General features: G+C 47.9%; 15 protein-coding genes. 2 read left to right on the forward strand and 13 right to left on the reverse strand.

Going from position 1 to position 15,159, the window contains the following annotated elements:
- Positions 1-200: 200 nt before the first annotated feature.
- The 6 genes from FC26_RS06260 to FC26_RS06285 form a co-directional block, all read right to left on the reverse strand.
- On the reverse strand, positions 201-1,388 hold the full coding sequence (locus FC26_RS06260) for an aminotransferase class I/II-fold pyridoxal phosphate-dependent enzyme (protein ID WP_057778828.1): 1,188 nt from the start codon (positions 1,386-1,388) through the stop codon (positions 201-203).
- Positions 1,389-1,460: 72 nt separating this feature from the next.
- Entirely contained in the window at positions 1,461-2,276 is an 816-nt protein-coding gene (locus tag FC26_RS06265) for a DUF6681 family protein (protein ID WP_057778830.1), read from the reverse strand.
- 21 nt (positions 2,277-2,297) lie between these two features.
- Positions 2,298-2,786, reverse strand: coding sequence for a hypothetical protein (locus FC26_RS06270; RefSeq protein WP_057778831.1), 489 nt, complete (start codon positions 2,784-2,786; stop codon positions 2,298-2,300).
- Positions 2,787-2,953: 167 nt separating this feature from the next.
- Positions 2,954-3,403, reverse strand: coding sequence for a Fur family transcriptional regulator (locus FC26_RS06275; protein WP_057778833.1), 450 nt, complete (start codon positions 3,401-3,403; stop codon positions 2,954-2,956).
- An 86-nt stretch (positions 3,404-3,489) separates the two neighbouring features.
- Complete coding sequence (locus FC26_RS06280; RefSeq protein ID WP_057778835.1) at positions 3,490-4,041, reverse strand: guanylate kinase; 552 nt, start codon at positions 4,039-4,041, stop codon at positions 3,490-3,492.
- A 25-nt stretch (positions 4,042-4,066) separates the two neighbouring features.
- Positions 4,067-4,483, reverse strand: coding sequence for a bis(5'-nucleosyl)-tetraphosphatase (locus tag FC26_RS06285; protein ID WP_057778837.1), 417 nt, complete (start codon positions 4,481-4,483; stop codon positions 4,067-4,069).
- A gap of 125 nt (positions 4,484-4,608) precedes the next feature.
- Here FC26_RS06285 and FC26_RS06290 point away from each other — a divergent pair, with 125 nt between their 5' ends.
- Entirely contained in the window at positions 4,609-6,000 is a 1,392-nt protein-coding gene (locus FC26_RS06290; protein WP_057778839.1) for an APC family permease, read from the forward strand.
- A 44-nt stretch (positions 6,001-6,044) separates the two neighbouring features.
- Here the strand turns inward: FC26_RS06290 and FC26_RS06295 are convergent, their stop codons facing one another.
- From FC26_RS06295 to FC26_RS06315, 5 genes are read right to left on the reverse strand one after another with little or no spacing between them, the layout of a single operon-like run.
- Positions 6,045-7,193, reverse strand: coding sequence for a cation:proton antiporter (locus tag FC26_RS06295; RefSeq protein ID WP_057778841.1), 1,149 nt, complete (start codon positions 7,191-7,193; stop codon positions 6,045-6,047).
- A 25-nt stretch (positions 7,194-7,218) separates the two neighbouring features.
- Positions 7,219-8,292: an ABC transporter substrate-binding protein gene (locus FC26_RS06300; RefSeq protein WP_057778843.1), complete on the reverse strand. Its 1,074-nt coding sequence runs from the start codon at positions 8,290-8,292 to the stop codon at positions 7,219-7,221.
- The gene (locus tag FC26_RS06305; protein ID WP_057778845.1) at positions 8,289-9,119 is read right to left on the reverse strand and encodes an ABC transporter permease; all 831 of its coding nucleotides are present in this window, start codon (positions 9,117-9,119) and stop codon (positions 8,289-8,291) included. Before FC26_RS06305 ends, FC26_RS06300 begins: the two co-directional genes overlap by 4 nt.
- The gene (locus FC26_RS06310) at positions 9,116-9,925 is read right to left on the reverse strand and encodes an ABC transporter permease (protein WP_057778847.1); all 810 of its coding nucleotides are present in this window, start codon (positions 9,923-9,925) and stop codon (positions 9,116-9,118) included. The genes FC26_RS06305 and FC26_RS06310 overlap by 4 nt, the downstream gene beginning before the upstream one ends.
- Positions 9,926-9,937: 12 nt before the next feature.
- Complete coding sequence (locus tag FC26_RS06315; RefSeq protein ID WP_057778849.1) at positions 9,938-11,020, reverse strand: ABC transporter ATP-binding protein; 1,083 nt, start codon at positions 11,018-11,020, stop codon at positions 9,938-9,940.
- A gap of 159 nt (positions 11,021-11,179) precedes the next feature.
- Here FC26_RS06315 and FC26_RS06320 point away from each other — a divergent pair, with 159 nt between their 5' ends.
- Positions 11,180-13,576, forward strand: coding sequence for a Xaa-Pro dipeptidyl-peptidase (locus FC26_RS06320; protein WP_057778851.1), 2,397 nt, complete (start codon positions 11,180-11,182; stop codon positions 13,574-13,576).
- Here FC26_RS06320 and FC26_RS06325 read toward each other — a convergent pair.
- Positions 13,563-14,105, reverse strand: a complete 543-nt coding sequence (locus FC26_RS06325; RefSeq protein WP_235809479.1) for a biotin transporter BioY — start codon at positions 14,103-14,105, stop codon at positions 13,563-13,565. The two genes, FC26_RS06320 and FC26_RS06325, sit on opposite strands and share 14 nt — an antisense overlap.
- The gene (locus tag FC26_RS06330; RefSeq protein WP_057778855.1) at positions 14,098-15,072 is read right to left on the reverse strand and encodes a biotin--[acetyl-CoA-carboxylase] ligase; all 975 of its coding nucleotides are present in this window, start codon (positions 15,070-15,072) and stop codon (positions 14,098-14,100) included. Before FC26_RS06330 ends, FC26_RS06325 begins: the two co-directional genes overlap by 8 nt.
- Positions 15,073-15,159 lie beyond the last annotated feature (87 nt).

Here is a 15,159-nt window from a genome sequence, read left to right on the forward strand (position 1 = left end):
GTAAGCGGTTACTATCAAGAATTTATTCATAATCTTAAGCATTTAGCCCCTTTTTGATTCAGATAGTTAGGTACCTAAGTTACTACTAAAACTGAACACGTAAGCTCTTACCAATGTAACAATTAGCATTTAAATATTCGTTCTGTTCATTATCTTTTCTTAATCACAAAAAAATGACGCTACCGCGTCATCTTTTGATCTTATTCAGGTTGTTTCGTGGCCATATACGCTTTAAGGCGTTTCATCGCTTCACGTAATTGCGCCATCGATGACGCATAACTAATACGAATGTGGTTCTCGCCACCGGGGCCAAACGGCGTTCCCGCAGCGACTGCGACTTGATAATCGTACGCTAGATGGTGACAGAAACTGTCTTCGTCCTCATCGAGCCACGCCGGTAGTTCACAGAACAGGTAAAAGGCACCTTGGGGCTGCGAAACGCCAAAGCCCATGGCCTTCATTTGCTCGTAAACAAAACGCCCCCGCTTTTCATATTCCGCCCGCATTACTTGACCATCGTCAAATCCATTTTCAAAGGCTTCCTGTGCGGCGTCTTGTGCAACGTAAGTGGCCGTGGTAACTGAAAATTGATGCAGCTTGAAGATCTGTTGCACGATCGGTTCTGGCGCACAAATAATCCCGATCCGCCAGCCCGTCATGGCGTGTGACTTAGAAACCCCATTAATTAAAATCGTCTGTTCCGGCAGGTACTCGGCCACTGAGACATGGGAATCACCGTATGTGAGTTCACTGTAAATTTCATCTGAAATGACAAACACATCGTACTTCTTGAGCACGGCCGCAATGGCTTTCGTATCCTCGCGCCGATAGGTGATGCCGGTTGGATTAGAAGGAAAATTCAATACGACTGCTTTGACCTGATCCCCGTACTGCTGAATCGTTTCTTCTAGCCGTTTTGGTGTTAAAACATAGTCATCCGCCGACGTATCAATGAAGACTGGATCAGCTCCCTGCATCTGGGCAATTGGAATGTACATTGGCCAAATGGGGGTGGGAATAATTACCTTGTCGCCTTGATTAACAACCGCGCCAATCGCCACCGAAATGGCCTCAGTAGCGCCCACGGTCACGACAACGTTATCTGCCGTATAGTGTAGCTGATATTTTTTATCTAGGAAATTAGCGGCCGCCTGACGAAGTCCCGGCGTTCCGGCTGATTGCGGGTAGTGTGAGTGATTCGCTCGGATACTTCTAATTGCGGCTTCCTTAATATGCTCAGGCGTATCAAAATCTGGTTCGCCTAACGTTAACTTAATAATCCCGGGAATTTCAGAAACTTCTTGGTCGAACGCCCGAATTTTGGAAGGTGAAACATCCTTTAAACCCGATCGCATTCGGCCCACTAATCGCTGTATCTTATCACTCATATACAATCCCTCAATCCTTTATTAAAATTAGATTAGACTATAATATATCAACATCTCATCATAAAATCAATTTTAGTTTGTGGGTTTAGTCTTGTAGGCCACCTTAACATTCAGTTCATATGGTTCCTCAGAAACCAGCGTTGCGTCCGAGCGACCGGCGATCTTCACGGGTCCCCCACTTATAAAGACGTTCGCTAAATATAACTGATAATTTTTTCGTGCCGTCGTCACTTCGGTCAAACCGACACTCGTAATATGACCCACGGCCAACCGTTCCATCTGGTTCAGCCCAATGTAAATTTCTAGTCGTGCACCGGTGGGTACCAATTCGAAATAGGGGATCGGTTGGTCTGGTCGTAATGCTGGCACCGGCTCACCAGTTTCCCGGTTTTGCCGAATAATCTGGCGTTCGTCTAAGGCCCCGTAATCGTCTAGCAATACCTGTGCGTCAATGAGCTGCTTCACAACCCGCTTCAGGTTGGCCCGTTCATGTTCATTAACCGCAACGTTCGCCGGCAAGATTTGATCGTTGGTAAACAACCCGTTTGCTGGGATAATGGGTGCGGCCGATGTTGCTTGATCCTTTTTCAAATCTTCCTTGCGGGGGCCTCCCATTAATTTTTCAATCTTCGGAGAAATATCAAACTTCGTCGTCTTTGCGGTGAAGTAATACAACACGTTCAATACTGAAAAATACAAAAGGAGTACAAAGACCAATAGGTAGAGCACTCCGCGCAGCCAAACGCCGTTATGCAGCAACCGGACGGCAACGTAGATTAAATACCACTGGCCAACAAACCCAATCGCCGTGTAAATGCGATTTTTTAACTTCACGTTGAGGTTAAAGTACCCCAAACCGTGATTAATCATGTCTAAAATACTGAGCATGTTCGTTTTCTCCTTTACTGATTAACTATTGGTCGTTGCGTTAGTCGTCGTGCCCGTGGTATTTCCAGTGGTTCCTGTATCACCAGTGGTGGTATCAGTATTGCCGGTTGTGGTCGTATCATCGGTCGTGTTGTTGGTTGTTCCCGTTCCAGTGTCCGTGGTACCGGTTGTCCCCGTTGACTTCGTTGCGTCTGTGCCGGTCGTCGTGCCCGTATCCGTTTTAGCAGACGAACTCGTCTCCGTCGTCTTGGCGGAACTAGCCTTGGTATCATCAGAAGACTCAGAGCTCGCGTCATCAACGCTCGGCTTGCTCTCCGAGCTGGCGGTATCGGAACTAGCTTTACTCTCATCCGACGCTGACGTGGAAGTCGTGCTCGATGACGTCTTAGTCACCGTTGCCCCTTCACTCGTATTCGTTGCCTTGTTCACAACAACGTTGGTTGCCCCTAACGCTAACACAATGGAAACAATGGCAAATGGTGTAATAAATGGTGGTGTGCGATAGGCCATAATTCATTTCTCCCCTTAGTTTCTGCTTACCTTTTTATCAGTCTTGAGTATACTACTTTCACCGGTCGAGTTTGTTAAGATTTCGCGAAGCTTTTTCAATCTTTCAGTCACTTTCATCGGTGACAAAAAAAGTGACGCATCGCTTTCCACGCCAGGAATTCGATTTGTCACTTATCACTATTTTGAGCTGCACGACACTGCGCACATAGGCCCACCAGTTCAAACCGATGACCGGTAATTTGCGCCCCCGGTAATTGACTCTCAAAAAAGGCCATATCGATGGGACACATTTGAATTTCGGTAACACGCCCACAATTCTGACAAACAAAGTGGTGGTGATGCTGATTTTCATAATCACACTGATACTTGACTTGCATCTGATCGTTTTCCACGTGGGTCTCCACAATGCCGATCTCTTCGAATTCCTTGAGGTTGCGATAAATCGTATTATGACTCATCCCCGGGAAAAGCTGCCGCAAGTAAGCATCTATCTTGGTGATTTCAACGTAGCGATCACGATGCTGTGCTAAAAACTCAATGAGTGACCGCCGCTGCTTCGTTACTTTATAGTGGTTATCTTGTAAAATTGTTAGCGCCTGAGTTGTCTTTGTTTCCATGTCAACGCCCCATCTATCGTCTGAATGTCTTCTCTACCCGTCATATTACCATAGTCACCACGAGAACCAAAGTAAAGTGTGTTCCTTTATTGGAGCGTCTGAACCAACTCGTCCAACTGTTGCTGCGTGTGTTCCCATTCGTCGTTAGTAATGACTTGGGCCGTCGCCGTCAATTCGTCCGGCAGGGTCAGATCACGATGGTACTCCGCACTCGCAATGCGCTGCTTAACCGCAGTTTTAAGGTCGCCACGTTTCGCAAGTCGTTTAACTAACGCATGCTGCTTGGTGACGGTCAGAAAAATAACCACTGCTTGTTCCCCCAACCGTTCGTGATACGTCTGCGCGCCCTTGGTATCAAGCACAATCGTTGCCATATCATGATCCTGCCACGCCTTTTGTAACCCTTCATACGAGGACCCATATAAATGATGATCGTATTCAACACGCTCAAGGAGGTGGAGCTGGCCCATCGACTGCCGGGTCTCAAAATAATAATCCCGGCCATCAACTTCACCGCGGCGGGGTCGGCGCGTGGTATGGGTGACGACGCGTGGAATTTGGAAATGTTCACTTAAATAGTTACTGACCGTCGTTTTGCCGGAACCAGCCGCTCCGGTAATGACTAATACATGCTTCATCAAACTTCTTCCTATTCTAATTAAATTACTTGGTTGTTAGATATGTATTCACATCATCTAATAATTGCTTCAAGTTGTCGTACGTTAACCGATTTCGAGCAGTCTCATAGTCAAACCAACCCGCATTTTTGATTTCAATCGCTTGTAACGTTAAATCCGTTGCTTGCTCGAGTTTTGCGGTATACAACGTCATTTTCTTGTGGTTGCCGTTGGGCAAATCGTATTCCGTCGTCACGTGAAACTGATCGTTAATGGTTAAATCAAGCTGCGTTTCTTCCCTAATTTCACGGTGTGCGGTCTGCAATAAATCTTCTCCCACCTCAACGTGGCCCTTCGGAAAGCCCCAAAAGTTACCTTTGTTCATGCTTTGCAACAACAAATACTCAATTTTTTGATCAACGATTCGATAAACAACCGCGCCACTTGTCACTTCAATTTTCATTTATTCACAATTCCTCCCACATTTCACAGATTAGTCGAATTTTAATTGACTTTTAATCTTAACCAACGGTATGATATTCCCTAGTTTAAAATGCTATTATTCATTATACCAAAGGTGGTTTATTTATGTTTTCTAATTTATTCCGAAAGGAAAGTCTTGACCGTTATCTTGAGCGGGATAACCGCTTCGTCAAAACACTATCGGCCTTCGATCTGATGGCCCTCGGAATTGGGGCCGTCATCGGCACCGGTATTTTTATTTTACCAGGAACTGTCGCCGCAACAACCAGTGGCCCAGGAATTATTTTATCATTTTTAGGGTCCGCCGTCGTGTGTGCGTTAGCAGCCATGTGTTATGCCGAATTTGCTTCCGCCATGCCCATCGCCGGAAGTGCCTATTCTTACGGGAACGTCGTTATGGGCGAAATTATTGGCTGGATTTTAGGTTGGGCCTTAATTCTTGAATACATGCTCGCCGTAGCGGCCGTTTCAACCGGCTGGGCAGCCTACTTCGATTCGTTCATCGAGGGCTTTGGTCTCCACGTTCCAAAGGCCATTTCCGGCCCCTTTGATCCCGCCCATGGCACTTATTTCAATTTAGTCGCCATTATCATCGTCCTCTTGATCTCATTTTTGCTCTCACGAGGCATGACCACGTCCATGCGAATTAATAATTGGGCCGTGATCATTAAAATTGCTATTATCATTATTTTCGTCATCGTTGGCGCCTTTTACGTCAAACCAAGTAACTGGCACCCATTCTTACCTTACAAGGCTTCTGGGGTCATGCAAGGAGCCGCACTCGTCTTCTTCGCCTACCTCGGATTTGATGCCGTTTCATCATCAGCCGCCGAAGTTAAGAACGCCAAGAAGAATATGCCAATCGGGATTATCGGGACCTTGATCGTCGCCACCGTCTTATACATGGCGGTTTCCATCGTCTTAACTGGGATTGTGAAATACACCAAGTTAGACGTGGCCAATCCCGTCTCCTTTGCCCTTCAGTTGGTTCATCAAGATTGGGCCGCAGGCCTGATTTCCATTGGTGCTTTGATTGGGATGTTCACCATGATGGTCACCATGATTTACTCTAGTTCTCGTTTAGTTTACTCAATTGGTCGGGACGGCTTGTTACCCAGCTTCCTTGATAAAATCAGTGACAAGCACAAGATCCCAGTTAACGCGCTCATCACCGTTACCATCATCATTGCTATCATGGGCGGCTTGGTGCCACTAGACCAGCTCACTAGCTTGGTTAACATCGGTACGCTGCTTGCCTTTACGTTCGTCTCATTTGGTGTCATTCCCCTGCGTCATCGTAAGGACATCAAAAACGAAGGCGGCTTCAAGGTTCCCTGGTACCCCGTCTTACCAGTTCTTTCAGGAATCGCCTGCTTGGTTATGCTAACGCAATTACAATTAGAAACTTGGATTGGCGCCGGTGTCTGGTTCTTGATCGGTATTATTCTCTACTTTAGCTACGGCTATTCACACAGTAAGCTTAGTCATAAAGACTAACATAAAAAATGCGCATTTTCCTGATGAGGAGAATGCGCATTTTTCTATTCAACTTTTTTAAAGTAGTGTTTGAGCATTAGTGGTGCGATCAAGGTACTCAGAACAATCACGATCACCATATCGGAATATTGATTTCCCGTTAGGATCTTGGCTGATAACCCGATTTGCGCAATGATCAAAGCCATTTCGCCCCGTGAGATCATCCCGGCCCCCACTGCTAACCCGGAGTGCCAGCTGAAGCCAGTTAATTTAGCCCCGATTGCCCCACCATAGAGCTTCGTGACCACTGCCAAGATTGTCAGAACCACAATTAAAATCCATTGATCTTTCAGGCTGGCAAAGGTCATTTCTAATCCGATACTTACAAAGAAGATCGGAATGAAAAAGGCGTAACCAATCGGTGTGACCGTGTTTTCGATTTCCCGACTGACACCCGTCTGGCCAATCGCGATTCCCGCAAAGAAGGCCCCGACAACCGCACTTAACCCAACCAAATCTGCAACGTAAGCCATCGCTAAACAAATTGAAATCGATAAAACGGTTGGTGCTGAGTTAACCTTCATGAGGTTGCCAAGCCGCATAACCCATGGTGCGAGCCACTTCACAAACAGGTACACCGCCACAAAGTAAATCAGCTGAATCAGTAAACTCCATTGGAGCGGCAATTGATGCCCGCTACCGCCATCATGAGTGAGGGTCACAAAAACACTCAAAATTAATACGGCTAAAATGTCATCCACCACGGCGGCCCCTAAAATGGTTGTCCCTTCCTTGCCGTTAAGCCGCTTCATTTCTTGTAGAACTTCCACGGTAATGGAAACAGATGTGGCGGCAAACGTAATCGCCAAAAAGGCCGCGTGTTCTGTCGACAAGTGCGCAATCTTTCCTGCCAGCATAAAGACCACCATGGGAACAACGACCCCACAGACGGCAACGCTCAACGACGGTGTCAAATACCGGCGTAGCAACTGCAGGTCACTTTCCAACCCCGCCATAAACATCAGGATGATCACCCCAATTTCGGCGATAAAGGAAATAATTTCCGTCGGATGCACGAGATTTAACACTGCTGGTCCGAATAATACCCCTACCAGAATTTGTCCAATCACAGCTGGTACCTGAATGCGCTGTGCGAGGGTTCCCACCACCGCCGTGCAAATCAGTAACATCGCAATAATTCCTAATTCAGTCATGATCGTCCTCAACTTTCGTGTTGGCCTACTTCTTAAACATCTTAAACTCTAAAAATAAATCGTTATAATCGCCAATCGTTTTTAACGGTAAGTCCTTGTAGACCTGCAAGTGAGTCACCGTTTCACGACTCGGATAAAATTGGGCATCATTTCTAACGCTGGCCGGTAAATCTTTCATGGCCGCCTTATTAGGGGTTGAGTACCCAATGTATTCAGCATTTTGTGCAGCGTTTTTTGGTTCCAACATAAAGTTCAAAAAGGCATAGGCGGCCTTGCGGTGCTTGGCCGTCTTTGGAATGACCCAGTTGTCAAACCACATGTTGCTTCCTTCACTTGGCACAACGTAGTGTAAATGAGTGTTGTTAGCCATCATTTCCGCTGCCTCACCCGAATAAGTGACCGCAACTGCCGCCTCATCTTGTTCCATGTACATCTTGATTTCATCAGCAACAACCGCTTTGGTGTTCGGCGCTAACTGGTCCAAGCGCTTGGCGGCCTGATCCAACTGCGTCTTGTTCGTGGTATTAACCGAATAGCCTAGTGGAATCAGCGCAATCGCGAGCATGTCACGCGCACTATCAGTCAGCATGATCTGGTTCTTAAACTGCGGGTTCCATAGCTGTGACCAGTGCTGAACCTGACTCGCTTTAACCATCTGATCATTATAAACAATTCCTAATGTCCCCCAAAAATAGGGTACCGAATAATCATTACCGGGGTCAAATGTTAAGTTCATAAAACGCTGATCAATATTTTTTAACAGTGGTAACCGACGCTTGTCGAGCTTCACTAACAGGTGGGCTTTACGCATGCGTTGGACCGTGTAATCACTCGGTACCGCCAAATCATAGCTCGTCCCCCCCTGCTTGATTTTGGTCAACATCGCCTCGTTGCTATCAAACGTTTCATACACGACGTGGTAGCCCGTTTGATGTTCAAACTTTTTAATTAATGCGGGGTCAATATAATCGCCCCAGTTATAGATATTGAGAACCCTTTGTCCGTCAGCACTGGTTTTGGCATTCAATTCGTGGTTGATTCCAAAGAGGACACCACAAAAAATCAGAATGGCAGTAATGATGAGCGTCAATTTTTTCATGCGTCATCCACCTCCTGACTCGCCTTCGCACGGTGAATTTTTTTCTTTTCATTGTACCGGTTTAACAGGTAATACCCACCCACCAACAACAATGATACGAGGAACATCAACGTCGATAAGGCATTGACTTCCAGATCAATTCCCTGCCGTGCGCGCGAATAGATCTCGACGGATAACGTCGAAAAGCCGTTTCCAGTCACGAAAAAAGTGACCGCAAAGTCATCCAGTGAATACGTGAACGCCATGAAATACCCCGCAAAAATCCCGGGGGTAATCGCCGGCAGAATCACACGCGTCAACGTTTGCCACTTGGTTGCCCCCAAATCATAGGCCGCATCAATCATCGTTTGCGACATATCCTTGATTTTGGGCAGGACCATGAGCACCACAATGGGCACCGAAAAGGCAATGTGACTGAGGAGGACCGAACCAAATCCCAGCTTGACGCCCAGAAAGGTAAAGAAGATTAAAAAACTGGCCCCAATAATAACATCCGGCGAAACCATCAAGACATTATTTAATGACAGAATACCATTTTGGAGACTCCGCTTTTTGAGTTGATCAATACCGAGCGCACCGAACGTCCCAATGATCGTCGCTAGCAGTGCCGACAATACCGCAATAATCACGGTATTAAGCACAATACTGATCATGCGCGTGTCCGCAAACAGCGTGAGGTAGTGCCGCCATGAGAACCCCGTGATGCGATCCATCGTATCACCGGCATTGAATGAGTAAATAATCAGATAAATAATCGGTAAGTAGAGCACGATAAAGACCAGTAACAGGTAGAGGTTGCTCCATCGAATTGGGTGATCACGTTTCATCGAATCTGCCCCCCTTTGTTCTTACGATCCCGGGTCAAAAACATCACCACAAACATGGCTAGAATCAAGATCACCCCAATTGTCGACCCCATCCCCCAGTTCTGAGTCACCAAGAAGTGTTCCTCGATGGCCGTCCCCAGCGTAATCACACGATTGCCCCCGATCAGACGGGTAATCATGAAGAGGGAAAGTGATGGAATGAATACGGCCTGGACACCGGCCTTAACGCCCGGCATGGTCAGCGGAAAAATCACCCGTCGAAATGTCTGCCACGCACTGGCGCCTAAATCACGACTAGCATTCACCAGAGATGGATTTAATTCATCGAGGGCGTTAAAAATGGGCAGAATCATGAACGGAATTTCGATGTAGGTGGCCACAAAAATAAAGCTCGCGTCCGTAAACAAAATCTGATGACTCCCCAGACCGACAAATCGGAGAAAATCATTGATCGAGCCGTTTTGACTAAATAATCCAATGAACGCATAGGTTTTCAATAGGAGGTTAATCCACGTTGGCAGGATAATTAGCAGTAACCATAATTGTTTGTTCTTTAAATGGTTAATCAGGTAGGCCGTTGGGTAGCTCACTAAAAGTGCCAGTACCGTGATGATGAAGGCGTACCAAATCGAGTTAACCGTCATCTTGAGGTAGACGCCCGACGACAAGTACTGCTCGTAGTTACCAAACGTGAAATGGCCTGTGATACTAAAAAACGACTGGTATAGGATCAACGCCATGGGGGCGATCACAAAGAGGGCAATCCACAAAAAATAGGGCGTGAGGTAGGCTGTTTTGCTTTTCATTGTTCGCCCTCCCTATTCGTAGCGTTCCAAGCGCGCATCGAAGGTCGCTTCGTCTTCACCGTAACGCATGACATGAATATCTTCCGGATCAAAAGCGAGACCGACTAACTGGCCGACCGTGGTTTTGTGAATCGAATTAATCTTCCATTCATTATCGTTAACATCATGGGCGGTAATTTGGTAGTCAACGCCCCGGAACAGCTGCGTATCGACCGTAACGTTGACCTGCCCCGTATTAGCGGCGGTAATATCCAAATCTTCTGGGCGAATCACAACTTCGACGGGTTCGTTTTGCTTCATCCCCGCATCAACGCAGTCAAACTCGTGTCCGTCAAAACTCACCACGTAATCGGCTTTCATTTTGCCGGGAATAATATTGCTTTCACCAATGAAATCCGCAACAAAGTGGTTGATCGGTTCATCATAAATATCAACCGGCGTCCCGCTTTGGAGAATCTTGCCGGCATTCATGACAAAAATTTGATCACTCATTGCTAAGGCTTCCTCTTGATCGTGGGTCACAAAAATAAAGGTAATGCCTAAACGCCGCTGTAACGAGCGTAGTTCACTTTGCATTTCCTTACGTAGCTTATGATCCAATGCGGATAGCGGTTCATCTAGGAGGAGCACCTTAGGCTCATTGGCAATCGCTCTAGCAATGGCGACCCGTTGTTTTTGACCACCGGACAGTTCAGAAATTTCTCGATTACCATATCCGCTGAGTTGAACCAGTCGCAGGGCTTCTTCCACCTTCTGTGCAATCTGCCCCTTGGCCACCTTTTTAATCTCCAACCCAAACGCTACGTTTTGCGCGACATTTAGATGTGGAAACAGCGCGTAATCTTGAAAGACCGTGTTAACCTGGCGCCGATTGGCCGGTAAGTCATTCACCCGTTGGCCTTCGAACAAGATGTCACCCGCAGTCGGTTGTAAAAATCCCGCAATCATTCGCAAAATCGTGGTTTTACCACATCCTGACGGGCCCAATAAGGTATAAAATTTTCCCGCCTCGATTTCGAAATCAATTTGCTTCAATACTTGTGTTTCGTCGTAGCTCTTGCTAATGTGACGAAATTCAATAACGTTTCCAGCCAATCCCAAACCTTCTTTACGTTTTTCTCTAGTTGACACATGATTATCATCATTAAACCATTATCATAACTTATGTTAAACTAATCCTTAACCATTATACGGAATTGAATAGTATCCGTGAACTAAAATCTTTTCTGTCCGCAAAAAATTGAGAGGCCCGCTATGAAAAATAACCAATTTGCAATTCAACCCGTTTCTACCCATCAAAAAATCGCTGAACTCACCCAGCTCGGATTTCTCGACGATCAGACCGACCAATTGACCGCTACCGAATTATGGTACCACTTTCTCCGCCATACCATGCTTGAGAACCCCAGTGAAGCCGGTTGGCATGCCTTTTTGACACAAACCTTAGCCACGAGTGACTTAACGCTGGCCGAATGCCGTGCCCAGCAGCGCCCCGTGTCGCGTCATATGTTTCAACTCGTTGCCTTGCAACTACTCGCATTTGAAGTCGATGTCGATTACGATCCCGCCCATCCAGACGTGGCATGGCGTACCATTCAGCTCCCCGCCCTCGAGCATGCGCTGGATCAGCCAGCGGCCATCATCGATGCCTGGTACCTGCTCTTGTGCACCCACACCAAAAACGGGCAATCATTTATCGATGCGCTCACTAGCCGCGGTTTTTTAGTCCCCCTGTATCAGCTCCCCGCCACCCAAAAACCACTGTTCTTTAATGGTAAGGCCCTTGCCGTTTTCGATCCCACCCAGTTAATCAACGAGGTGGTCTACGTTGAAACTGACTTGGACACCGACTCAGACGGACAACGCGACCTCATCAAAGTCGAGATTACGCGGCCTGCTGAAACAAATGACGGTCTCCAAATCCCCGCCGTTTACACCGCTAGTCCTTACAATCAGGGAACTAACGATGCTTGGGGCGAAAAAATGACCCACTCGGTGGCCACCAAACTGACGCATAAAGATCCCCAGCAACAGCCCGATATTCCCGCCTTTCCCACACCGACGAGTCACCGGTCAACGCAGGGTGAAACCACTACTGCTGAGGAAACCGTGCACCATCAGGCCACGTACACATTGAATAACTACCTCGCCGTACGGGGCTTTGCGATCATCTATAGTGCGGGCATTGGTACTAAAGATTCAGACGGGTTCCAAACCTGTGGTTCCCCTGAACAAACACTGGCGACAATCGCCGTCATTGAATGGCTAAACGGTCAGCGGCGGGCGTTCACCAACCGGACCGATCAAATTGAGATCTCTGCTTGGTGGTGCAGTGGTAACGTTGCTATGACCGGTCGGAGCTACCTTGGCACCCTGGCAACCGCGGCGGCCACCACCGGTGTGACTGGTCTCAAAACCATTATCAGTGAAGCAGCCATCTCAAGTTGGTACGACTACTACCGGGAAAACGGGCTTGTCATGGCCCCCGGTGGCTTTCCCGGTGAAGACGCCGACGTCCTGGCGGCAGAGACCTTTAGTCGAACCAAAAACGCGGGGGATTATCACCACGTTCAGGCCGCGTTCAACGACTACCTCCAGCAAATGGCCCGCGCCATGGATCGCGCCACCGGTAACTACAATGACTTCTGGCGGCAGCGAAATTACCGGCCCAACATTAAGAACATTCAGGCCGATATTATGATGGTCCATGGTCTCAATGATTGGAACGTAAAACTTAATCAGGTTAAGAGTCTCTGGGATGGCCTAGCCGACCTGCCCGTTGCTCGTAAACTCGTACTGCATCAGGGCCAGCATATTTACATCAACGCCTTTCGTTCAATTGACTTTACCGACATTGTTAATCTTTGGCTTTCAAACAAACTGTGGCAGGTTGATAACCACGCCAACGACGTGCTACCAGATTTAATTGCCCAAGATAACGTGGTTCCTGAAACATGGACCAGTACTGATCAGTGGGAACAACCGGGGCACGCCCGTCAATGGCAACTAACCACTGACGGTCTCCGTGAACGCGCCGTGGCAACAACTGACTCAGTCACCTTTAACGATCAGTTGCCAGTCGACCAATTTCAAACGTTCTCCCGGCAACCTACAGTTTGGCAAACGGCACTCGTAACCACTAATAACGCCTTTAGCTGTCAGTTTAAAACACCCCAGTTCAAGGATGATCTTCTCCTTCAGGGGACCCCCGAACTGACGGTTTCACTAACCGTTTCCGTCGATCACGGCATGCTCAGTGCCCAGCTAGTCGACTATGGTACGGCTCGACGCTTCAACGTTTCTCCAACCATGCTCAATCGGCAGGGATTGGAATTAGGTTATCACTGGCAAAAAGACGACCTGCGAGAATTTACCCTCGCCGATCGTCCTAGTGATTACCATGTGATTTCATTTGGTCATATTAATTTACAAAACCGGCATAGTAGCGCACAAATTGATGCACTGGCGGCCGGTCAACGCGTCGCTTTAACCTTGAAGTTGCAGCCCATCTTTCACCACCTCGCCGCCGGTCACCGCTTAGGACTGGTACTATTCAGCACCGACTTTGGCATGACCGTTCGTGGTAACGAGGCCATTACGTACCGGATTGAGTTAGGTGAGAGCCACCTTGTCATTCCTACCGTTCGTTAACGTGAAAGGGTAACTTAACCTTGGCTAGTAAAATGTTGGCGACCATTGCGGCCAGCACGGCCTTAATCGCACCAGGAATTAAGAACGGAATTAGGCCACTAGCAGCGGCCGCCATCAGGGATAGGTGATTGAAAGCCATCAACCACAGGCTCCCAATAATCAGCTGTGCGAGGCCCCCGACGAAGTTTCCAAAGACAAGATAACCAAACGTCGGCCGGCGCCGGCAGGCAATGATTAGCCATGCTTGAATAAAGAAGCCCCAGATAAAGCCCCCCAGTGGGCCGAATAAAACGCCCACGCCAGCACCAGCGCTCGCATAAACCGGTAACCCGATTAAACCAAGCAAGACGTAGACGATCAAACTTTTATTGGCTAACCGATAACTCGTAATAGAGGCGAGGACCCCCACCGCCAACGTCTGCCCCGTTAAGGGTACCAGCGGTAATGGAATTGTCAGTTGTGCGCTAATCGCGAGAAAAATTGCGAGTTCTGCGGCAAATAAATTTTCTTTTAATCGTGACTTACCCACGATAACCACCATCCTTTAAATTTAACTTAGTAATCTCACCGGCGCCCACCATTTGGCGGCCGGTTTTTGTTTGCAGTTGTAAGGCCCCATCATCATCGATGGTTTGCACCACGCCATCCAGTTCGCGTTTCCCAATCCGCACCTGTACACGTTGCCCGATGACAAAGCAGCGGCGACGGTACTCATCCATAATGGCGTGGTGATCTTCATTCTTAAGTAGGGCCGTGACCGCTTGAATCACATTCACAACCGTCTTATTACGATCCAGCTGGGTCAATGACGTCAACGCTCCCACCTTGCGCCGCAATTCTGCCGGAACCACGTCGCTCGGCGCGATATTGATGCCAATGCCCACAATCACACTCGAAATCGTCCCGGATTCGACATCCGCAATTGCCTCTGACAAAATGCCAGCGACTTTATGTTCGTTAACCACCAGATCGTTGACCCACTTAATTTGCACATCAACATCATATTGTTGTTCGATCGCGTTAGCTGCCGCCACGGCGACCCCCGTCGTCAGTTTACCGGGGTTGAGTTGCCGTTCCCCGATCGGCAGTAAAAAGCTCATGTAGATTCCCGTTTGACTCGGTGAATAAAAGTGACGACCAAACCGGCCGTACCCAGTGGTTTGTTCGTTCGCCACCACAACGGTGGGCGTCATTTGGGGCTGGGCGGCTAACTGCTTGGCCCGAATGTTCGTCGAATCAATCTGATCGTGCACCTCCAATGTCCATTCGGGGGCAATTTGCTGTGCGATCACGGTCTGGCTGAGCGTCGCGTTCGGGGTATACAAGTACCCCTTCCCCGTTTGACTATCAATCTGATAGTGGTGCTCTTGCAATTGCTTGATTGCCTTCCACACCGCCGTTCGTGAAACGGCCAGCGTCGTCACGATCTCCTTGCTACTCACCCACTGCCCCTCATGCTGGGCTAAATAATCCAACACCGTCTGTTTTGTATCCATGCCGCACTCCTTGTTAACCTTATTTTTAATACAGGTTAACAGAAGAAGTTTTATTTGGCAACCCCTATTCAATTGAGCTACACTATA

This window comes from Paucilactobacillus vaccinostercus DSM 20634, from assembly GCF_001436295.1.
In the GTDB taxonomy this organism is placed as follows: Bacteria; Bacillota; Bacilli; order Lactobacillales; family Lactobacillaceae; genus Paucilactobacillus; species Paucilactobacillus vaccinostercus.